General features: G+C 72.4%; 20 protein-coding genes. 6 read left to right on the forward strand and 14 right to left on the reverse strand.

The window, feature by feature from the left end:
- Nucleotides 1–121 precede the first annotated feature (121 nt).
- The 3 genes from NDAS_RS25050 to rarD all read right to left on the reverse strand — a co-directional run bounded on the left by NDAS_RS25050 (nt 122) and on the right by rarD (nt 3828).
- Nucleotides 122–1450, reverse strand: a complete 1329-nt coding sequence (locus tag NDAS_RS25050) for a hypothetical protein (RefSeq protein WP_013156056.1) — start codon at nt 1448–1450, stop codon at nt 122–124.
- 211 nt (nt 1451–1661) lie between these two features.
- Nucleotides 1662–2651, reverse strand: a complete 990-nt coding sequence (locus NDAS_RS25055) for a flagellar associated protein (protein ID WP_013156057.1) — start codon at nt 2649–2651, stop codon at nt 1662–1664.
- 121 nt (nt 2652–2772) lie between these two features.
- A complete protein-coding gene (rarD, locus tag NDAS_RS25060; RefSeq protein ID WP_013156058.1) occupies nt 2773–3828 on the reverse strand; it encodes an EamA family transporter RarD in 1056 nt (351 codons plus the stop codon).
- A gap of 123 nt (nt 3829–3951) precedes the next feature.
- Between rarD and msrA the strand changes: the two genes are divergently transcribed.
- Nucleotides 3952–4614: a peptide-methionine (S)-S-oxide reductase MsrA gene (msrA, locus tag NDAS_RS25065; protein ID WP_013156059.1), complete on the forward strand. Its 663-nt coding sequence runs from the start codon at nt 3952–3954 to the stop codon at nt 4612–4614.
- Nucleotides 4615–4739: 125 nt separating this feature from the next.
- On the opposite strand, the gene NDAS_RS25070 is transcribed toward msrA, so the two are convergent.
- The 4 genes from NDAS_RS25070 to NDAS_RS25085 all read right to left on the reverse strand — a co-directional run bounded on the left by NDAS_RS25070 (nt 4740) and on the right by NDAS_RS25085 (nt 9212).
- Nucleotides 4740–5579 (reverse strand): carbohydrate ABC transporter permease, encoded by an 840-nt coding sequence (locus NDAS_RS25070; protein ID WP_013156060.1) that lies wholly within the window; start codon nt 5577–5579, stop codon nt 4740–4742.
- Nucleotides 5572–6564, reverse strand: a complete 993-nt coding sequence (locus NDAS_RS25075; protein WP_013156061.1) for a carbohydrate ABC transporter permease — start codon at nt 6562–6564, stop codon at nt 5572–5574. The genes NDAS_RS25070 and NDAS_RS25075 overlap by 8 nt, the downstream gene beginning before the upstream one ends.
- Nucleotides 6565–6626: 62 nt before the next feature.
- Nucleotides 6627–7943 carry a sugar ABC transporter substrate-binding protein gene (locus NDAS_RS25080; protein ID WP_041553400.1) on the reverse strand — a complete coding sequence of 439 codons (1317 nt, stop codon included), beginning with the start codon at nt 7941–7943 and terminating at the stop codon, nt 6627–6629.
- A 216-nt stretch (nt 7944–8159) separates the two neighbouring features.
- Nucleotides 8160–9212, reverse strand: a complete 1053-nt coding sequence (locus NDAS_RS25085; RefSeq protein ID WP_013156063.1) for a LacI family DNA-binding transcriptional regulator — start codon at nt 9210–9212, stop codon at nt 8160–8162.
- Nucleotides 9213–9467: 255 nt separating this feature from the next.
- Between NDAS_RS25085 and NDAS_RS25090 the strand changes: the two genes are divergently transcribed.
- From NDAS_RS25090 to NDAS_RS25100, 3 genes are all read left to right on the forward strand, one after another.
- Nucleotides 9468–10340, forward strand: coding sequence for a phosphorothioated DNA-binding restriction endonuclease (locus NDAS_RS25090; protein ID WP_013156064.1), 873 nt, complete (start codon nt 9468–9470; stop codon nt 10338–10340).
- Nucleotides 10341–10548: 208 nt separating this feature from the next.
- Nucleotides 10549–12225 carry an ATP-binding protein gene (locus NDAS_RS25095; protein WP_013156065.1) on the forward strand — a complete coding sequence of 559 codons (1677 nt, stop codon included), beginning with the start codon at nt 10549–10551 and terminating at the stop codon, nt 12223–12225.
- Entirely contained in the window at nt 12222–12908 is a 687-nt protein-coding gene (locus NDAS_RS25100; protein ID WP_013156066.1) for a response regulator, read from the forward strand. The genes NDAS_RS25095 and NDAS_RS25100 overlap by 4 nt, the downstream gene beginning before the upstream one ends.
- Here the strand turns inward: NDAS_RS25100 and NDAS_RS25105 are convergent.
- The gene (locus tag NDAS_RS25105; protein WP_013156067.1) at nt 12890–13534 is read right to left on the reverse strand and encodes a Uma2 family endonuclease; all 645 of its coding nucleotides are present in this window, start codon (nt 13532–13534) and stop codon (nt 12890–12892) included. The genes NDAS_RS25100 and NDAS_RS25105 overlap by 19 nt on opposite strands.
- Before the next feature lie 135 nt (nt 13535–13669).
- Between NDAS_RS25105 and NDAS_RS25110 the strand changes: the two genes are divergently transcribed.
- On the forward strand, nt 13670–14038 hold the full coding sequence (locus NDAS_RS25110; protein ID WP_013156068.1) for a VOC family protein: 369 nt from the start codon (nt 13670–13672) through the stop codon (nt 14036–14038).
- Between the two features lie 142 nt (nt 14039–14180).
- On the opposite strand, the gene NDAS_RS25115 is transcribed toward NDAS_RS25110, so the two are convergent.
- Entirely contained in the window at nt 14181–15326 is a 1146-nt protein-coding gene (locus tag NDAS_RS25115) for an FAD-dependent oxidoreductase (protein ID WP_013156069.1), read from the reverse strand.
- Nucleotides 15327–15330: 4 nt separating this feature from the next.
- Nucleotides 15331–16239: an RNA polymerase sigma factor SigJ gene (sigJ, locus tag NDAS_RS25120; protein WP_013156070.1), complete on the reverse strand. Its 909-nt coding sequence runs from the start codon at nt 16237–16239 to the stop codon at nt 15331–15333.
- A gap of 186 nt (nt 16240–16425) precedes the next feature.
- Here sigJ and NDAS_RS25125 point away from each other — a divergent pair, with 186 nt between their 5' ends.
- On the forward strand, nt 16426–16962 hold the full coding sequence (locus NDAS_RS25125; RefSeq protein ID WP_041553404.1) for a GNAT family N-acetyltransferase: 537 nt from the start codon (nt 16426–16428) through the stop codon (nt 16960–16962).
- A gap of 114 nt (nt 16963–17076) precedes the next feature.
- On the opposite strand, the gene NDAS_RS25130 is transcribed toward NDAS_RS25125, so the two are convergent.
- The 4 genes from NDAS_RS25130 to NDAS_RS25145 all read right to left on the reverse strand — a co-directional run bounded on the left by NDAS_RS25130 (nt 17077) and on the right by NDAS_RS25145 (nt 19240).
- Nucleotides 17077–17292 (reverse strand): hypothetical protein, encoded by a 216-nt coding sequence (locus NDAS_RS25130; RefSeq protein WP_013156072.1) that lies wholly within the window; start codon nt 17290–17292, stop codon nt 17077–17079.
- A 95-nt stretch (nt 17293–17387) separates the two neighbouring features.
- On the reverse strand, nt 17388–17600 hold the full coding sequence (locus NDAS_RS25135; protein ID WP_013156073.1) for a hypothetical protein: 213 nt from the start codon (nt 17598–17600) through the stop codon (nt 17388–17390).
- 301 nt (nt 17601–17901) lie between these two features.
- Nucleotides 17902–18417, reverse strand: a complete 516-nt coding sequence (locus tag NDAS_RS25140; protein WP_013156074.1) for a hypothetical protein — start codon at nt 18415–18417, stop codon at nt 17902–17904.
- 154 nt (nt 18418–18571) lie between these two features.
- Nucleotides 18572–19240: an SDR family oxidoreductase gene (locus NDAS_RS25145; protein ID WP_013156075.1), complete on the reverse strand. Its 669-nt coding sequence runs from the start codon at nt 19238–19240 to the stop codon at nt 18572–18574.
- Nucleotides 19241–19372 lie beyond the last annotated feature (132 nt).

The raw sequence follows: 19372 nt of genomic DNA on the forward strand, positions 1-19372 counted from the left end.
TGCGGGGAGGCCGCGCCGGTGTCGCGGTGGGATTCCGTTCAGGTGCCCGGCGGACCGCCCCGGGACCGGCGGACGCGGCGGGGGAGAGCCGTCGCGCCCGCCGGCTGTGCGGGGCCGCGGGCTAGCTCACGACGGGCAGGGCCTCGGAACCGGGCAGGTCCATGAAGGTCGGGTGCTGCGTCATGCCCGCGGGGGTCTCCTGCGGGACGGTACCGCCCTCGACGGACAGCAGGTCACTGGTGTCCACGTCGTTCAGCAGGTCGGTGCCGCGGCCCAGCTCCGCCACCAGGGCCTCGGCGGTCCGGGTGTCCACGCCCTCGGCGATCGTGGGCACCCCGGCGTCGGCGAGCTGCGGCACGACGGAGTCCACCGCGTCGTCGACCACGGGCACACCGGTGCCGGAGAGGCGGGGGACCCCGGACTCGGCCAGGGGGCCCTCCACGTTCAGGGGCTGGAGTTCGGCGGCCCTGAGGTCGCCGCTCTCGGCGCCGCTCGCGAGGGCGTCGGCCAGGTCGCCCAGTCCGGGCGCCGCGGGCGCCGACTGGTGGACGGTGGTGAGGGGCTGGTCGAGGTTGCGCTGGCCGATCATGCCGAGCACCTCCTCCTCGCCGAGGCTGATGTTGTTGTCCTCGGTCAGGGGGGTGGCCTCCATGAGGTCCTGCACACTGCCCGGCGTCTCCACGCCGAAGACGTAGGCGATGTCCCACATGTTCGGGACGGGGGGCGCGGCCGCGCTCTGGCGCACGGTGGGGGAGCCGCCCAGACCCAGGGCGTTCTCCAGGGCGGGCGCCTCGGCGCCGTCCAGCGCCAGGCTGTTGCCGCCGGTCACCGAGGACAGGTCGGAGGTCTCGGGCAGCTGGGCGACGTCGCGGAGCCGGGAGGTGTCCGGCAGCTGGGCGACCTGGCCGACCCGGGGCAGGTCCACCTGCTCGCGCAGCCCGTAGACCGACTCCAGGGTGTGCGGCAGCACCGTGACCGCGGTCTCCTCCACGGCCTCGCCCGCACGGTGGCCGCCGTGCTCCAGGGCCCGCCCGGCGTCGTGGCCGATGGTGTCGTGGGGGTCGCCGTCCAGACCGGTGGCGTCCTGGACCCCGGAGACGGTGTCGGCCAGCTCGGAGGTCGGGTTGGGCACCTCGCCCAGCGGGGTCCGGATGTCCTGGCCCTCGGGCAGCGGGGCGGCCAGGTCGGGAGCGGGCTTCTCGGGGTTGTGCGCGGTCTCCTGGAGCTCGCTCAGGGCGCTGCCGGCGATCGGCCCGACGCCCTCGGGCGCCACGCTGTTCATGGTGGGGGCGACGCCCTCGACCAGGGCGCGCTCGACGAGGGGTGCGATCTCGTGGACGGGCGAGGAGAGGGACTCGGCGCCGGCGATCCCGGCGCCGAGGGCGACGAAGCCCGCCGTTCCGGCGGCGAGGAGGACGGCCCTGGCTGATATGCGCTTGACCTGCGTCATGGGTTTCCCTTCGGAAGTTGTGCTCTGGATCAGTGGATACGGGGACCGAACGCGTGGGGCGCGTCCGGCCGGAGCCGGGGCGGACCACCGGCTGGCGTGAATTCCGTGAACGGGGCACGGGACTCAGGTCAGCTCCCAGAGGGCGCGCAGAGGGCCTGGCTGGGACGGGTCCGTGCGCGGGAGTGTGCGTCCGCGCGGGAGGGGACGCGTCCTAGTCGGGGGAGACGGTGGGGTCGTCGCTGGGGCCGACGGGCACCGTGAGCAGGGCCCGGGCGGCGAGCAGGACGGCGTCGGCGGAGGGCGCGGTGACGGGCGCCGCGGTGAGGTAGCCCGCGACGGCGGGGACGGGGGCGCCGCCCCCGGCGGGCGCGGTCGAACCGGCCGTGAGCTGGTGGGCGGAGGAACCGGGGGCCGGGGCCGCGGTGTCCGAGCGCTCGCCGCGGTCCGCGCCGGCGGAGGCTCCGCCGGTGTCGGCCGGGATGATCGCGCCGTGCCCGTAGACGCTGCCGTGCGCGGACCCGGGAGCGGTGTCCTCGTCCTCGGCCCTCTCGCGCGCCTCGTCCGCTGAGTCGTCCGCGTCCCGCTCAGGGGCGGGGGCGTGGGCCGCGGGGACCACGGGGGAGAGGAGCCCGGCGTCGGCGTGGCCGTCGCGGTCGAGTCCGCGGACCAGGCTCCGTGCGCCCTCGCCCATCCCGGCGACCGGCCACGCGGCCTCGGGCAGGACGGCGGCGGTCTCGGCGGCGGTGCGCCCGGCCCCGTGTTCGAGGTGCCGGTGCACCGTGCCGAGGGTGGAGGCGACCGGCTCGGCCACCTGGCCGACGCCCTCAGGGACGACCTCGCCGAGGCGTCCGGAACCCTCCAACCCGAGGGAGGAGGCGTCCAGGGCCGCCCGGCCGGAGGAGACGCGGTCCCGGAGGCCGTGGTGCGGTGCGGTGCGCTCCGAGGAGGCGCGGTCGGGGTTCCCGGAGGTACCGGAGAAGCCGTCCGGCAGCCGACCGCCGGTCAGCGGACCCCCGTCGAGCAGGGACCGGGAGCCGCCGGAGTCGGCGCCGGAGTCGGCGGCGGCGGGGGCCGCGCCGAGCAGCCACAGGCCGACCAGCAGCGCCCCGACCACCAGCGGCAGCAGGAGCAGGGAGGGCGCCTCGGGGCACACGGCCGCCACGGCGCGCGTGGCGCGTGCCGTTCGGCTGGTGCGAGGCATGGGAGGGCCCTCCGGGACGTGCGGCCTGGTCCGAGCCGGGGACTGCCCCCGACCCGCGACCTGACGTTAGCACAGAGTCACAGAGGGTAGTTTGGGTTTTCCGGAACCGGGGAAGGCCGGATCAGTCCGCGGATTCGGGCCGGGCGGGTCCCCCGGGGAGCGGATCCCCGGGCTGTCCGAGTTCGCGCCGCCGCTGTTCGTCGTGGGTCCGGTCCTGTTCCCCGACCTCTTCCCCGACCTCTTCCCCGACCTGCTCCGCGGCCTGTTCCCCACCCCGGGAGGAGGCGCGTGACCGGGGCCGGGAACAGGCGTCGCGGACCTGGTCGACGACGAACGCGCACAGCGCCAGCCACACCAGCGCGAAGCCCAGCCAGCGTGCGGGCGGCATCTCCTCGCCCTGCACCAGCCAGCCGACGAAGAACATGATGACCGGGGCGATGTACTGGAGGATGCCGATGACGCTCAGGGGGACCTGGCGCGCGGCCACGCCGAACAGCAGCAGCGGCAGGGCGGTCACGAAACCGCTGCCGACCAGCAGGGCGGTGTGGCCCGGGGACACGGAGAACATGGTTCCCGCGCCGGTGGCCTCCAGGTGGACCACGAAGCCCAGCGCGGGCAGGAACATCACCATGGTCTCGACGGTCAGGCTCCGCACGCCGTCCAGGTCCACGTACTTCTTCACCGCGCCGTAGGCGGCGAAGGTGGCGGCCATGAGCAGCGCCAGCCACGGGGTCACGCCGTAGGCGACGGTCATCACGGCCACGGCCAGGACGCCCAGGCCGACCGCCGCCCACTGGAGGGCCCGCAGCCGTTCGGAGAACAGCAGCACCCCCAGACACACCGACATCAGCGGGTTGATGAAGTACGCGAGCGAGGCCTGGAGCGTCTGCTCGATGGAGACCGCGTAGATGAACCCCCACCAGTTGACGGAGATCAGCACCGCCGCTGCGGCCACCGGCAGCAGGCGGCGCGGGCTGCGCAGCACCGAGGGGAACCAGGACCAGCCCCGGCGGGTGACCAGGATGACGACGCACATCGCGAGCAGGGCCCACACCATGCGGTGGGCGAGGATCTCGCTGGGTTCGGAGGAGGAGAGGAGCGGCCAGTACAGGGCCGCCACACCCCAGAGGAGGAAGGCGGTCGCCCCGAGGACGACGCCACGCTTGGATTCCGGCACGTCAGCAATGGTAGGACGAATTGTCCGGAGTGTCTTCACCGCGGAAGCGGGCGCGCGCCGCGTCCGTCCACGGGTCCGATCGCGCCCGTGCGCCGGGCCGGGCCCGTGGATACCCTGGAAAACATGTTCGGGAGAAAGACGACCATGGTCGATCCAGCACGCGCCCTGCCCGGTCGGGACACCCCGATGGACGTGCCCTTCGGGCACACGGTGCTGGGCACCAGCCTCACTCCGCCCTACCCGGAGGGCAGCCGGATCGCCGACGTGGCGATGGGCTGCTTCTGGGGCGCCGAGCGCGTGTTCTGGCGCCTGGGCCCGGAGCGGGGGATCATCACGACCGCGGTGGGCTACGCGGGCGGCTACACGCCCAACCCGACCTACGAGGAGGTGTGCTCGGGCCTGACCGGTCACACCGAGGCGGTGCGCGTGGTGTTCGACCCCGAGCGCATCTCGTACGCGGAGATCCTCAAGGTGTTCTGGGAGGGCCACGACCCGACCCAGGGCATGCGCCAGGGCAACGACGTCGGCACCCAGTACCGGTCGGCGATCCTGTACCACGACGACGTCCAGCGGATCGCGGCCGAGGCCAGCCGCGACGCGTTCCAGCCGGTGCTCACCCGCGCGGGCTACGGGCCGATCACCACCGAGATCGCGCCGCTGCGGGAGTTCTACTTCGCCGAGGACTACCACCAGCAGTACCTGTCCGACGCCAAGAACCCCAACGGCTACTGCGGCATCGGCGGAACCGGCGCCAGCTGCCCGATCGGTGTGGCGCCCGCCGAGTGAGCGGGAGATCCTCTCGGGACCGCGTCGGGGTGGCGGGGCCGCTCGGAGGTGCCCAGCGGGCGTGAGGGCCCCGGCCGCCCCGCGCGCCCGCTGTCGGCGGGGCCGGGGCGGCGCGAGCCCTTCCGCTACTTCACCGCGCCCGCCGACAGCCCGGACACGAGGTAGCGCTGCACCAGCATGAAGGCCACGACCACCGGCAGGGAGACGGTCACCGACGCGGCCAGCAGCTCGTTCCACAGGGTGTCGGTCTGGCTGGTGTAGAGCTCCAGCCCGATGGAGAGGGTGCGGGTCTCGGTGTCGGTGAGCACCGAGGCGAACAGCACCTCCCCCCAGGCGGTGATGAACGCGAACACCCCGACGGCGAGGATGCCCGGGCGGGCCACGGGGAGGATGACCCGCACCAGGGCGCCGATCCTGCCGGTGCCGTCGATCATCGCCGCCTCCTCCAGGCCCTCGGGGATGGCGCTGAAGTACCCGGCCAGCATCCAGATCGAGAACGGCAGGGCGAAGGTCAGATAGGTGATGATCAGCCCGGTGTAGGAGCCGGTGAACTCGATGCCGGTGAGGTCCTCCAGCCGCACGAAGATCAGGAAGAGCGGCAGCAGGAACAGGATGCCGGGGAACATCTGCGTCGAGAGCACCGTCATGCTGAACAGCCGCCTGCCGCGAAAGCGCAGCCGTGACAGCGGATAGGCGGCCAGCACCGCCACCACCAGTGCCAGGGCCGTCGCCGTGGTCGTGACGATCAGGCTGTTGGTGAGGTAGCGGGCCAACGGGATCGTCGTCCACATGTCCACGTACGGCTGGAGGGTGACGCGGTCCGGAAGCCAGGTGAACATCCCCCGGACGTTCTCCAGCGGCTTCACCGAGGTCACCACCAGCACGTACAGGGGCAGCACCGTGAACACGGTGAGGAAGGTCAGGACGATCCGCCGGAACCAGCGGAACCCGCGTGTCTCATGCATTGCCGCTCCCCTTGGGCAGCACCAGTCGGACGTAGACCGCCGACGCGATGACCAGCGCGACGAGCAGCAGCACGCTCATCGCGGCGCCCAGGCCGAAGTTCCAGTTGACGAAGGAGTGCTCGTAGATTAGCGGTGAGATCAGCCGCGCGCTCTCGGGCGAGGTGTCGCCGAAGAGCAGGAAGGGGATGTTGAACTCGTTGAACGTCCACAACGTCATGACGAGCAGCACGACCGCGTTCGCCGGGCGCACCATGGGCAGCGTGATGCCGGTGAACCGCCTCCAGGTCGAGGCGCCGTCGATGGCCGCGGCCTCGTACATGTCCTCGGGGATGCTCTGCAACGCCGCCAGCAGCATCAGGAACGCGAACGGCCACAGCCGCCACACCGACACGATCACCAGCACCCAGAAGGCGTTCTCACCGATGAGCCAGAACGGGCGCTCGTCCAGCAGACCCAGATCCTCCACGAGCACCCGGTTGACCATGCCGTCGCGCTGGTTGAACATGAACGCCCAGATGATCGCGGCGACGTAGACCGGCAGGGCGTAGGGCACGAGGAACAGCGTGCGCAGCACGCCGCGTCCCCGGAACTTCGTGTTCAACGCGACGGCGGCGGCCATCCCCAGCACCCACGACACCCCCACCACCAGCACGGTGTAGACGGTGGTGCGGAACAGGCTCTCGAACAGGGCGCTGCCCAGGGCGTTTCCGGGGTCGAGACCGCGGACGAAGTTCTCCAGGCCGACCAGCGGCGCCGTCGTCCAGCGCCGGATGGTCAGCTGCGTCAGCGAGGTGAACGCGATGTAGATCCCCAGGGCCATGGGGACGATATGGACCAGCAGCTCCAGTACCGCCGCGGGCAGCACCATGCCGTAGGGCAGGAACCACCCCGGGCGGCGCGGACGCCGCCTGCCCGGTTCCTCCACGGGGCCGGTCCGGGGCGGGGCCTCGACGGCGCCGGGCCCCTGTTCTTCTGTAGTCGACATCTAGCGCCTCCATCAGACGGCCGCCCCGCCGCGGGGGCGGGGCGGCCGAAGGGCCGCACCGCCTAGTTCGCGGCGTCCATCTGGGTCTCGGCCGCCTCCATGGCCTGGCGGACGTCGGCCTCGGTGACCTCGTCTCCGGTCGCCACCCGGGCGAAGAGCCCGCCGATCGCCTCGCCGAGCACCGTCTCCATCTGGCCCTCCTCGGGGATCAGCGGCATCGGAGCGGAGTGCTCGGTCAGGATCGTGCGGAAGGTCTCCATGGACTCGCTCCGCAGCTCCTCGCTGTCGTAGGCCTCGGTGGCCACCGGCAGCGTCTGGAACTCCTGGGACAGGTACACCTGCTCCTCCGGGCTGGTCAGGTGCTCGACCAGCCGCAGAGCGCCCTCCTTGTCGTCGGTGTCGTTGAAGACGCTGATGTTGATCCCGGCCGCGTGGCTCTGGATGGGCTCGCCCGGCAGCGGGTCGAGCATCGGCACCTGGGCGACCTCGTAGTCCTCGAAACCGCGGGCGGCCATGCTGGTGCGGGCGCTGCCCTGCACGATGATCATGGCCGCGCGCCCGTCGACGAAGTCGCTGATGCCCTGGGTTCCGTCGCTGAACTCGGCGCTGCTGGGGTCGACGACCTCCTCCACGGCCATCAGGTCCACCCACTGCTTGACCGCGGCGACCTGCTCGTCGGAGGAGAAGGAGGGCCCGTCCTCGCCCCACAGCCGTCCGCCCTGCTGCTGGCCGAGGATGAAGGCCATGTGGGAGTTCTGCCGCTCGTTGCCGCCCTCCAGCACGAACCCGTACTGGTCGACGTCGCCGTCGTCGTCGGTGTCCCTGGTCAGCTCGTCCGCGGTGTCGACGAACTCGTCCCAGGTCGCGGGCGGTTCCTCGATGCCCGCCTCCTCGAACATGGTGGGGTTGTAGAACAGCGCGTAGGACAGCCCGTAGAGCGGCACCGACGTCGGCGTCTGGCCCTCGGCGCCGCCGGTGGCGAAGCTGGTGCCGACGAAGCGCCCCTCGCCGCCCACCGCCTCCAGGTCCGCGCCCTCGTAGGGCACGAAGGCGCCGGTCTCCTGGAGGCTGGCCGCCCAGGTGTTGCCGATGTTGAGCACGTCGGGGCCGTCGCCGCTGCTCACCGCGGTGAGGATGCGGTTGTACAGCTCGCTCCAGGGGATGACCTCCAGCTCGACCTCCACCCCGGTCTCCTCGGTGAAGCGGTCCAGCACGGGCTGGAGGACCTCCCGGTCCTCCTCCACGCTCGCTCCCTGGTTGCTGGCCCAGTAGGTCAGCGTCTGGTCACCGGAATCCTCGCCGGAACCGCAGCCGGTCAGTGCCGCGGCCAGTACCAGCGCCGTCGAGGCGGACAGGAGTGCTGTGGGGGGTGTCTTCACGGCCGTCTCCGTTTCTCTGTAGGCCATGTGAGCCCGTCGTCAGCGTCGGCGGTGACGGAGCGGGCGGATCGGACGCGCCCGTCGGTCCGTGGGCGGGAGCGTCGGGAACCGTGGGCCACGACCGTCGCTCTGCGTGACCTGATGATTAGGTAAACCGGTTTACCTCGGAAGTGTAGGCGAGATCACAGGAAGGCAGGAGGGGCAGTTGTGGAACCGTTACAAGCCTTGGATCGGCTGTCCGGACGACTTCCTCGGGCGGAGCTCACCGACGAGCACGGTCGACAGCGGCGGCTCCTGCCCCTTGAGCATGTCCAGCAGGATGCGGGCCCCGACACTGCCCAGCGCGCGGTGCCTGTTGCGGACGGTCGTCAGCGGCGGTGTGACGAACGAGGCCAGGGGGATGTCGTCGAACCCGGCCACCGCCATGTCGTCGGGGACGGTCAGACCCGCCTCCCCCAGCACGGAGTAACCGCCTATGGCCATGAGGTCGCTGCCGTAGAAGACGGCGGTGGGGCGTTCGGCGGCGGGCCTGGCGAGGATGCGCTCCGTGGCCCGGGCCCCGCCCTCGATGGTGTAGCCGCCGTGCTCCTCCACGGGCCCCGGCTCCAGGCCGAACTCGCGCACGGCCTCCTCCCAGTGGCGCCGGCGCTGGTGCGCGTGCAGCATGTGGGGGTCGCCCTGGACGTGGGCGATGCGCCGGTGCCCCGCCTCGGCGAAGCAGCGCACCAGACCGCGGATCGCCTCCCTGGAGTCGTTGGTGACGGTGGGGAAGTCGGAGGAGCCCTCGGGCGCGCCCACCACCACGGCGGGCGCGCCCAGGCGGCGCAGCATCGCGGGACGGCCGTCGTCCGTCCGCAGGTCGGTGACCAGGAAGCCGTCGACGAAGTGGTCGTTGAACAGCCGCTCGTAGGTGGCGGCCTCGGTCCGCTCGTCGGGTACGAAGCGGATGACGGTGGCGTGCTCCTCGCCGGAGAGCACCGACTCGATACCGGACAGGAACGAGGGGAAGAACGCGTCGAAGTCGAGGATCTCGGGGGAGCGGCGCACGATCAGTCCGATGGTGCCCAGCGACTTGCCGTTGAGCGCGCGTGCGGCGTAACTCGGGTTCCAGCCCAGTTCGACCGCCGCCTGGCGGATGCGTTCACGGGTGCTGGCACTGGTGCCGGTACCGGTGTTCAACGCCCGGGACACGGCGCCCTTGCTCACACCCGCCCGGCGGGCGACGTCGCTGATCGTGGGGCGCTTGCGACCCGTGTTCCCGGTTGCCATGGTGACGATGGTAGTCCGCCGGGCTTCGGGGCCCGCGCCGCTAACGCCTGCTACCGCGGCCTCGGAGCGTTCCGGTACCGGGACGTGCTCCGGGGAGCGGTGCGGCCCCGCGACCGCGCCGAACGGCCAGGTCCGCCCGGCACGCGGCCTTCCTCGCACGCGGTCTCCCGGCACGCGGCCTTCCGACAGGTGGCCTCCCGGGGAAGAGCACTTCCCGGAAGCCGCCGGAGGCCGTCCGTACTAGGGTGTGCCGGTATGGACTGGACCCAGCGGCTCGGCTCCGTCAAGCGGTGGACCCGTGCCGGGGTTCGCGCCCCCCACAAGCCCCTCCTGCTGCTGTACGTGCTCGCGCACCACCAGCGGAACGGCAACGCGCCCATCGTCTACAGCGAGGCCGAGGCCCGGCTCGCGCGACTCCTGCGGGAGTTCGGCCCGGCGAAACCCACCAACCCCGGCTACCCCTTCCACCACCTGGAGACCGACGGGTTCTGGCGGGTCACCACGGTGGACGGCGAGGGGTCCCCGGGCTCGGCGGTGACCCTGCTGCGGGAGAAGGAGGCGCGGGGCAGGCTGGATCCCGACCTGGACGCGGCCCTGAGCGACGACCCCGGCCTGGCCGCCCGCATCGCCCGCCGTCTGCTCGACGACAACTTCGCCCCCTCGCTGCACGAGGGCATCATCGCCCTCACCGGACTCCGCGTGGGCCAGGGGCCGGTCCCCGCGCCGGGGGAGGGCGGCGTCCGCGACCCCCGGTTCCGGGAGACCGTGCTGACCGCCTACGAGCACCGGTGCGCGTTCTGCGGCTACGAGGGGCGGCTGGACGGCGTGTCGGTCGGGCTGGAGGCCGCCCACATCCGCTGGTGGTCGTACGACGGCCCCAACGACCTGGACAACGGCCTGTGCCTGTGCCCGACGCACCACCTGCTGTTCGACCGCGGCGTCCTCGGGCTCACCGGCGAACTCACCGTCGCGGTGTCCCCGCGCTTCGAGGCCCGCTCCCCCGCGGCCGAGACGGTCGTCCTCTCCCTCGCCGGACGCGACCTCGTCCGCCCGGCTCCGGGAAGCCCCGCCGTCGAACCCGCCCATGTCGCCTGGCACTCCAAGCAGGTCTTCCGCGTCGCCGCCTGAGGACCGCCGCCCCGACCGGCGCGTTCCGACCCCCGTGGCCCCCCTCTCCGAGCGCCTCGGAACGGGCTGGGACGTGACCCGGGTCACGCGCGTGTCAGGATTGTGTTAACACCCGCGTCACGTTCGGTCGTATTGTTCGTGCAACGCCCACCTGCGGGTTCGCCCGGCCGGGGCTTCCGCGTCCCCCGCCACGGCGCCTGGAGAACACATGATCACGTACCCCGCGCGCTTTCGACTGTCGCTCACCGGCTCCCTGTTCATCGGCTACGTGCTCCTGCTGGCACTGGCCCTGGCCGCCGTGGGCGCGCTGTGGGCCGTCCACATGGACCGGGCCACCGACCGCCACTACGCCGAGCGGGTCCTGAGCCTGGCCCGGTCCGTGGCCGTCATGCCCGAGGTCGTCACGGGCCTGCAGTCCGCCGACCCGGCGGCCGAACTCGCCCCCCTGGCCGACCGGATCGACTCCGCCACCAGCACCGAGTTCGTGGTCATCGCCTCCCCGGAGGGGATCCGCTACTCGCACCCCGACGACGAACTCATCGGCCGCACCGTGTCCACCCCGCCCGGACCCGCCGCGCAGGGGCGGGAGTGGGCCGGCGTGCAGGAGGGGACGCGGGGACGCACCGTGCGCGCCAAGGTCCCGGTGTTCTCCGGCGGCGGCTCGGTCAACGGCGGCGACGCGCGCGGCGAGGTGGTCGGCTACGTCTCCCTGGGCATCCTCGCCTCCAGCGCCGCCACCGAGGCCAGGGCCGCGGTCCCCGCCATACTGGGCACGGTGGCCGTGGTGCTGGTCCTGGGCGTGGCCGGCGCGTGGGCACTCTCCCGCCAGGTCCGCACCAAGACCCACGGACTCGAACCCGCCGACATCACCTCCCTGCTGGAGAGCCGCGAGGCCCTGCTGTACGCGGTCCGCGAGGGCGTGCTCGCCGTGGACGGCTCGGGCCGCCTCGTCCTGGCCAACCCGCCCGTCCGGGAGATGCTCGGCCTGCCCGAGGACGCCGAGGGCCGGGGCCTGGACGAACTCGGCCTGTCCGAGCGCGTCCGCGATATCGTCTCCGGCGCCGACCCCGGCGACGACCGCCTCCTCCTGGCGGGGCACCGCATCCTGGTCGCCAACCGGATGCCGGTCCACGTGCGCGGCCAGGACGCCGGGGCGGTCGTCACCTTCCGCGACCGCACCGAACTGGACCGGCTCACCGGCGAGCTCGACGGCGCGCGCACGGTCACCCGCGGCCTGCGCGCCCAGACCCACGAGTTCGCCAACCGGGTGCATACCATCGCCGGAATGCTCGAACTCGGCGCCCACGAGGAGGCCCGCGCCTACCTCGCCGACCTGTCCGCGACGCACAGCCGCACCAGCGCGGACATCTCCCGGCACGTCGGCGACTCCGCGCTGGCCGCGCTGACCATCGCCAAGTCCGCGCAGGCCTCCGAGCTGGGTGTGGACCTGCGGCTGTCCCCCCTCACCAGCGTCCCCGCGCTGGACAGGGAGGTGCGCTCCGACGCGCTGCTCGTCCTCGGCAACCTGGTCGACAACGCGCTCGACGCGGTGGCCTCGGCCCCGCACGGCTGGGTGGAGCTGATGGTGCGGCTGCACCGGGCCGAGGGCACCGACCTGCCCCACGACCTGCTGGAGATCCGGGTGACCGACTCCGGACACGGGGTGGCCGACGACGTGGCGGAGGAGATCTTCCGGCTCGGGTTCACCACCAAGGCGTCCCGGGACGGCGGCACGCGCGGGCTGGGCCTGGCGCTGGTCAAGCAGGTCTGCGAGGGAAGAGGGGGAAGCGTGGAGATGGAGGCGCCCGACGCCGACGAGGGCGCGGTGTTCACCGCCTGCCTGCCCCTGCCGGGGGCGCGGGCGCCGCAGGGGGCGGCCCGATGATCCGTGTGCTGGTCGTGGACGACGACGTGCGGGTGGCGCGCAACCACCAGGAGCTGGTGGAGTCGCTGCCCGGGTTCACCGTGGCGGGGGTCGCGCACACGGCCGCCGCCGCCCTCACCCAGATCCGGGGGCACCAGCCCGACCTGGTGCTGCTCGACCTGCACCTGCCCGACGCCTCAGGGATCTCGGTGATGCGCGCCCTGCGCGCCGCCGCCACCAGCGCCGCGCCCCAGCGGACGGACTTCCTGATGATCACCGCCGTGCGCGACATCGGCCAGGTGCGCTCGGCCATGCACGGCGGGGCGGTCCACTACCTGCTCAAGCCGTTCCCGCTCAGCGTGCTGCGCGACCAGCTGGAGCGCTACGCCGTGGCGCGCCGGAGGATGGACGCCGACGGGGAGGCCACCCAGCAGGAGGTGGACCGGCTGTTCGGGCTGCTGCGCCCGGCCGGGGGCCGATCGCTGCCCAAGGGGCTGACCCCGACCACCGTGGACCTGGTGGCGGGAGTGCTGCGGGAGGCGGAGGGGGACGTGTCGGCCTCGGAGGTGGCCGAGCGCGCCGGGGTGTCCCGGGTGACCGCGCGCCGCTACCTGGAACACCTGTGCGCGGTCGGCCGGGCCGAGCTGCGCATGCGCTACGGCTCGACGGGGCGCCCCGAACACCTCTACCGCTGGACGGCCTGAGCCTCCTCGGGTTCGCCGCCGATGTGCTTCCTCCACGCGCCTTCGGCCACCAACCAGTGCGGCACGAGCCTGAGGGGGAAAGGCGAATCGGTCTCGAAGACGTCCTCCCCGTGGACCTGGGTGATCTCCTGGTACTGGCCGTTTTCCAGGCGTAGCTCGACGATCCCGACCTTGTCGGGGAGCGGATTGATGACCCAGTAGGAGGGGATGCCGAACGCCGCGTATTCGTGGCGCTTGGTGTGGTTGTCCCGTAGGACGCTTTCAGGGGAGACGATCTCCACGGCAAGAAGCGGGGGAACGTCGAAATAGCCCTGTGACGGCAACTCGCAGTCGAAGACTGCCAGGTCAGGGATACGGTGGTGAGTTCGCTCGGCGTTCAGGTCGATGCCGGGACCTTCACCGATCTCCAACGCGTCCGGAGCCACGGTACCGAGATGGAAACCCAGGCGGTAGGAAACGCGAGTATGCAGGGGTTTGGGGGCTGGCGACACGTCAAGCCGCCCGTCGACCAGCTCGTACCGCCGACCGTCGTCCGGCGTTTTCTCCAGGTCGTCCACGGTCAGGCGTCGTTCGGGTGCTTCCGGGTCCTGGTAGTCATGGCCAACATCATGCCTCCTCGTCTTCATGAGGGCCAGTATTCTGACGCACGCTCGGTTACCGGCGGGTTTCGCGGAGAAAGCCTCGCAAGGGTGTTCGAAACCCGGCCCTGCACCTGGCCCCTTACCCCCGGAAGTGTCGGTGGCCCGTGTCACACTCATCCCATGTTGGACCACCTCGGAATCCAGGTCAGCGACCCCGCGGCCAGCGCCGCCTTCTACGACGCGGTCCTCGCCCCGCTGGGCGCCCGCCGCGTCCTCGACTACGGCGAGAACGTCGGCTACGGCACGTCCGGACCCGACTTCTGGATCGGACCCGCGCCCGCACCCGGTGAGGCCCGCGAGTCGCACTTCGCCTTCACCGCGCCCGACCGGGCTGCGGTGGACGCCTTCTTCGCCGCCGCCGTCGAGGCGGGCGCGGAGGTGCTCCACGAGCCGAAGGTCTGGCCGGAGTACCACGAGCACTACTACGGCGCGTTCGTCCGCGACCCGGACGGCAACAACGTCGAGGCCGTCTCGCACGTGCCCGCCTGACCGGCCCGGCCAGGAACACGCCACCGCGCGGGCGGCCGCGGAGCCGGTCCTGCCGCCCGACCAAGCACGCCACCGGGACCCGGGCGACGGGAACGGCGGAGGCCTCCACGGGCCTCCGCCGTCCCAGCCGTCCCGAGGCTTCCTAGCGGGTGCCGACGGCGCGCCTGCCCGTGGCCGCCTCCGCCGCCGCGACCGCGCTGTTGAGCGACACCTCGCCCAGGAGGCCGGGCGCCGCCACCGCGTCACCCGCCAGGTAGACGCCGTCGCCCCGGTCCACGGCCGGGCGGTCCCGCCACGTGTACCCCGGCAGGTCCAGCGCGCCCGTGCGCCCGCGCGCCACCTGGTCGCGCCGCCACGTCACCCGCTCCCGCCATCCCGGCAGGGACAGGTCCAGGAACCGCTCCAGCCGCTCGGCGACCCGCGCCCGGGACTCACCCGGCCGCACCGGCAGCTGCGCCTGGACCAGCTCCTCGCCCCCGGGGGCGAGCGTGCGGTCCACCAGTGAGTAGCGCTCCAGGAAGCCGCACTCGTCGGCGTCGAAGACGATGAAGGGGTCCCGGCCGCGCCGCAGCCCCAGGTCCACCATGAGGGCGTGCCCGCTCTCCCACTCCAGTGAGTCGTCGCCGAGCAGCGCGCGGGCCGAGGCCAGCGACGTCGCGACGATGGTCGGGGTACCCGGGAGCGCGTCCACCCGCTCGCCGGTTCCCACGCGCACCCCCATCTCCCGCGCCCGTCCGGCCAACCGCTCCACCAGCGAGGACCAGCCGCCGACCAGGTACTTCGGTGAGGGCCAGCCGGGGTTGGTGACCCGCAGGAACCGCTCCCAGACGAACGCGGCCGACAACCGCGACGGGTCGGAGTCGAACAGCGCCACGCCCATCATGTTCACGGCCACGCGCGCGGGCTCCGCGCCGAGCGCCTCCCGCGCCCACGAGCCGAAGTCCCGGTCGTGCGGAGCGCGCAGCCGCCGCCGCGCGGCGGCCCGGAGCAGGGCGACCGGCGGCGCTCCCACACGCCCCCGGTCGCGCACGCGCACCCGGGGCACGGCGCGCGCGGGGAAGGGCAGGTGGGGCGGGAGCAGGTCGCGTTCGGCCAGCCAGGAGAACAGCGGGCCGTCGCCGTACAGCACGTGCGGCCCCTCGTTGGCCGTGTACGGCGGTTCGGTGGAGCGCGCCCGCCCGCCCAGGGTCCGGTGCGCCTCCAGCAGGGTGACGTTCGCGCCCCTCTCGGCGCTGGCGATGGCCGCGGTCAGTCCGGCGAGCCCACCGCCCACAACGGTGATGTCCATGCCACTAGGACGGTTCGGGCGCCCGCAGACGTGACATCTTGTCGGGATTGGCCACGAGGTACACGTGCCGCACACGGCCCTCGGCGGTGATGTCCAGGGACAGCAGCGCGACCACCCTGTCCCCGACGGAGACGACCGCCGCCGGTCCGCCGTTGACCTCGGTGACCGCCGACCGAGGCTCCTCCGTGCCGTCCAGGCCCGCGGAGACGAGGAAGCGCTCCGCGTTGCGCGGCCGCGCCAGCACGGACAGGAACCGGCCGACCCTCGCCGCGCCCTCCAGGATCCGGTGGGGCGCCCTGGTCCGGCCGCCGCTGTCGCTGACCAGCGTGACGTCGTCGGCCAGCAGGCCGGTCAACCCCTCCAGGTCACCCTCCAGGCAGGCTCCCAGGAAGCGCTCGGTGATCCGCCGCCGCACGGCCCGGTCGGCCTCGAACCGCGGGCGCCTGTCGCGTACGTGCTCGCGCGCCCGCCGGGCGAGCTGGCGGGTGGCGGCCTCCTCCCGGCTGATCACCGCGCCGATCTCGGCGTAGGGCATCTGGAAGGCCTCGCGCAGTACGAAGACGGCGCGCTCCAGCGGGCTGAGGGTCTCCAGGACCACCAGCAGCGCGAACTCCACCGAGTCCGCGAGTTCGGCGTGCTCGGCCCCGCCGGGGACGTCGCTGACCGGTTCGGGCAGCCAGTCGCCCACGTAGGACTCCCGCCGGGACCGGACGCTGCGCAGCCGGTCGATGGCCAGCCGGGAGGTGACGGTGACCAGGTAGGCGCGCGGGTCCTCCACCGCGGCCGGATCGACGGAGGACCAGCGCAGCCAGGCCTCCTGGACGGCGTCCTCCGCGTCGGAGGCGCTGCCGAGGATGCGGTAGGCGACACCGGTCAGCAGGGAGCGGTGCTCTTCGAAGACATCGGTGGTCATGACAGGCAGACGTACCAGCTCCGGCCGTACGTGACATCCCCGGGCGCGGAACGGGTCCTCCCGGCCGGCGGACGGGGCGGCGGGGCCCGCGCGGGGAGATCCGCCGACCCACCCTCCCCGAAGGCGGGAGGAGGAGTGGCTGTAGCGTGGCGCGGTCAGAGCGCGGACGAGGAGGAGGCAGCCGCTGTGTACCGACTGCGCGGGTGGGAGCCGGGGGACGCCGACCGGGTGCTGGAGGCCTTCGCCGAGCCGGAGCTGGCCTGGCAGTCGCCCGAGGTCCCCGACACCCCGGAACTGGCCGCCGCGTGGATCGACCGGCAGCGCGTCCGGGCGGAGGAGGGCACGGCCTTCGGTTTCGCGGTCGTCGAGGACGGCGGGCCGGTGCTGGGACACGTCCAGGTCAACGTGACCAGCAGGGCCCACGACACCGGCTGGGTCTCCTACTGGACCCTGGCCGAGGCGCGGGGCCGGGGTGTGGCCACGGCCGCGACGCTGCTGGTGAGCGAGTACGCCTTCGCCGAGGCGGGCCTGTTCCGGCTGGAGCTGGGGCACCGGCTGAACAACCCGGGATCGTGCGTGGTGGCGCGCCGGTCCGGATTCCGGCCGGAGGGGATCGAACGGCGCAAGCTGCGCTACGGCGCGGAGCGCTTCGACACGGGTGCGCACGCCCGGCTGGCCACCGACCCGGTGGAGGGCGTCGATCCGCGGCCCTGCGCGTCCTGAGCGCTCTGTCCGCCCTGTCCGCCACAGACACAGAACGCGGGGCGCGGCGTGCGCCGTGCCCCGCGTCCACCCCCACAGAAGGTCGTGCGCAAGAGGTTCGTCGTGTCGACGGGCTTAGTCCTCGACGGAGATGCCGTTCGTGCTGGTGCCGGAGGCCACGTTGCAGTCGCCGCCCAGCTCGAAGCCGGTGAAGGCCAGCACGTTGGCGCAGATCGGCACGGTGACGTTCTGGATGTTGGCGTTGTTGTCGGCGGCGGCGGTGCCGGACATGGCGCCCAGGGCGAGGCCGGTGGCGAGGATGAGGCCGGAGACGGAGGCGAAGCGCTTCATGGTGTTGGTCCTTTTCGGTTCGTGGTGTGATCGTTGGTGCTGACGGAACCCGTGGATCCCGCTGTGACCGAGCCGGGTGCGAGGGCGGGCCGGTCCTAGTCGTTGACGGAGATGCCCTTCGTGGACTCCCAGTCGATGACGTTGCAGTCGCTGCCGCTGACGCCGGAGGCCGCGAGGACGTCCAGGCAGATCGGGATGGTCACGTTCTGCACGTCGGCGTTGTTGTCGGCGGCGGCGGTCCCGGTGAAGGCACCGAACGCGAGGCCGGTGGCGAGGACGAATCCGGAAACCTTGGCAATACGGGACATTCTTCTTACCTTTCGGAAGTTCAAAACAGGGTGGCTGCATCCGCCGGAATTAACTTAGCGTAGTCGAGGACGTGCTTGGAGTACTTTCAGGGAAGAATCCAGAGTTTCCCTGGAGTTTCTTCGGCTTCGGGGTAGGCATGCCGGACATATCGTCGCTTCGTCGGGTGAAGGTTTTATCCAGCCGAAATCAGGGTCAGCGGCGATGTACGCCGAATACATCGGAACCCGGATTTGTCCGGTATCAGGCGCACGAAAAAGGCCCGCACGGCTGGCCGTGCGGGCCTGTTACTCGATCGCGGGACTACCAGCCCTGCTGCTGCCCGTATCCCGGGTACTGCTGCCCGTATCCGGGCTGCTGGCCGTAGCCCGGCTGCTGCCCGTACCCGGGGTACTGCTGCTGGTCGTATCCCGGGTACTGCTGCTGCCCGTATCCGGGCTGCTGGCCGTACCCCGCGTACGGGTCCTGCGGCTGCGCGCCCGTCGGCGGGTGCGGGTAGGCGTGCTGCTGGCCCGAGGGCTCCTGCTGGTGCTGCTGCTCGGCCTTGGCGGCGTCGTCCTTCTTGCTGTCGGGGTCCGGACGGAAGATGAACAGACGGGCGGGCTTGTCACCCTCGTCGCCCGGGGTGATCAGGTCCAGCCGCCACCCGGCCTCCTCGATCCCCTCCAGGATGCGCGTCAGCCCGGGGCGCAGCTTGCTGGAGGCCTCGTCGTAGGCGTTCACCTCCAGCTGGATGATGAACATCCGGCGCTTCTGCTGCGCGGCGACCTTGGCGTGCTCGACGACCGTGCTGTCCCTCACGACCTGCGTGACGCTCATGAATAACCGTACCCATCTGCTCTGCGTGGAGCTTGCCGTACTCGTCGGGCTGACACCCGGTCATCCGCGTCCACCGTGGCGGGGCTCCGCCGGGCTCCGCAACCATCATGCCCCCTGGAGGCGCATCTGGCCACAGAGAGCCGCGGGCACCCCCTCAGGAGGAGGCGGCAGCGGCGCGGACGGCCTCGGCGACGGGTGTCTCCCCGTTCACCAGGTTGAGAACCCTGCCGACCGTTCCCGGTTCGTCCAGAAGGGCGACGATCACCGAGGCCACGTCGTCACGGGTCACCGCGTCGCGCTCGACCTCCCCGCCCAGCTCCACCCTGCCGGTGCCCGGGTCGTCGGTCAGCCGGCCCGGGCGCAGGATCGTCCAGTCCAGCTCCAGGTCGCGCTCGCGCAGGTCGGCGTCGGCGGCCCGCTTGGCCTCCACGTACGCCGCCCACGTCTCGTCGGTGCCCTCCGGCACGGGTTCGTCCACGCCGATGGCCGACACCTGGACCAGGCGGCGCGTGCCCGCCAGGGAGGCCGCGTCGGCGGTCAGCACGGCGGCCTTGTGGTCGACGGTCGCCTTGCGGGCGGCGCCGCTGCCCGGGCCCGCGCCCGCGGCGAACACGACGGCGTCCGCGTTCATGAGTTTCTCCGTCAGCTCGGTGACGGTGGCCTTCTCCAGGTCGATCACGACCGGTTCGGCACCGGCGTCGACGACGTCCTGGGTGTGGTCCGGGTTGCGGATGAGGGCGACGGGCTCGTCACCTCGGTCGGCCAGCTGCCTGGCCAGCCGCAGCGCGATCTTCCCGTGTCCTCCGGCGATGACGATACGCATGGGGGAGAGCGTATGCCCTCATGGTGCGGTCGGCGGGGTGGTGCGTCTGTCCGCCGTGTCACACCCGGCCGCCCGGCGGGTCCGGGTCCCGCATGCCAGCGGCGCGGGGCCCGTGCCGTACGGACCCCGGCG

Origin of the sequence: Nocardiopsis dassonvillei subsp. dassonvillei DSM 43111, from assembly GCF_000092985.1 — a bacterium.
GTDB classification, from domain to species: Bacteria; Actinomycetota; Actinomycetes; order Streptosporangiales; family Streptosporangiaceae; genus Nocardiopsis; species Nocardiopsis dassonvillei.

Bases quoted from the DNA above. Each gene is read 5' to 3' on its own strand.
- NDAS_RS25050 (WP_013156056.1), bottom strand. From the start codon at position 1,450: ATGACGCAGGTCAAGCGCATATCAGCCAGGGCCGTCCTCCTCGCCGCC.
- NDAS_RS25055 (WP_013156057.1), bottom strand. From the start codon at position 2,651: ATGCCTCGCACCAGCCGAACGGCACGCGCCACGCGCGCCGTGGCGGCC.
- msrA (WP_013156059.1), top strand. From the start codon at position 3,952: ATGTTCGGGAGAAAGACGACCATGGTCGATCCAGCACGCGCCCTGCCC.
- NDAS_RS25070 (WP_013156060.1), bottom strand. From the start codon at position 5,579: ATGCATGAGACACGCGGGTTCCGCTGGTTCCGGCGGATCGTCCTGACC.
- NDAS_RS25075 (WP_013156061.1), bottom strand. From the start codon at position 6,564: ATGTCGACTACAGAAGAACAGGGGCCCGGCGCCGTCGAGGCCCCGCCC.
- NDAS_RS25085 (WP_013156063.1), bottom strand. From the start codon at position 9,212: ATGGCAACCGGGAACACGGGTCGCAAGCGCCCCACGATCAGCGACGTC.
- NDAS_RS25090 (WP_013156064.1), top strand. From the start codon at position 9,468: ATGGACTGGACCCAGCGGCTCGGCTCCGTCAAGCGGTGGACCCGTGCC.
- NDAS_RS25095 (WP_013156065.1), top strand. From the start codon at position 10,549: ATGATCACGTACCCCGCGCGCTTTCGACTGTCGCTCACCGGCTCCCTG.
- NDAS_RS25100 (WP_013156066.1), top strand. From the start codon at position 12,222: ATGATCCGTGTGCTGGTCGTGGACGACGACGTGCGGGTGGCGCGCAAC.
- NDAS_RS25105 (WP_013156067.1), bottom strand. From the start codon at position 13,534: ATGAAGACGAGGAGGCATGATGTTGGCCATGACTACCAGGACCCGGAA.
- NDAS_RS25110 (WP_013156068.1), top strand. From the start codon at position 13,670: ATGTTGGACCACCTCGGAATCCAGGTCAGCGACCCCGCGGCCAGCGCC.
- NDAS_RS25115 (WP_013156069.1), bottom strand. From the start codon at position 15,326: ATGGACATCACCGTTGTGGGCGGTGGGCTCGCCGGACTGACCGCGGCC.
- sigJ (WP_013156070.1), bottom strand. From the start codon at position 16,239: ATGACCACCGATGTCTTCGAAGAGCACCGCTCCCTGCTGACCGGTGTC.
- NDAS_RS25130 (WP_013156072.1), bottom strand. From the start codon at position 17,292: ATGAAGCGCTTCGCCTCCGTCTCCGGCCTCATCCTCGCCACCGGCCTC.
- NDAS_RS25135 (WP_013156073.1), bottom strand. From the start codon at position 17,600: ATGTCCCGTATTGCCAAGGTTTCCGGATTCGTCCTCGCCACCGGCCTC.
- NDAS_RS25140 (WP_013156074.1), bottom strand. From the start codon at position 18,417: ATGAGCGTCACGCAGGTCGTGAGGGACAGCACGGTCGTCGAGCACGCC.
- NDAS_RS25145 (WP_013156075.1), bottom strand. From the start codon at position 19,240: ATGCGTATCGTCATCGCCGGAGGACACGGGAAGATCGCGCTGCGGCTG.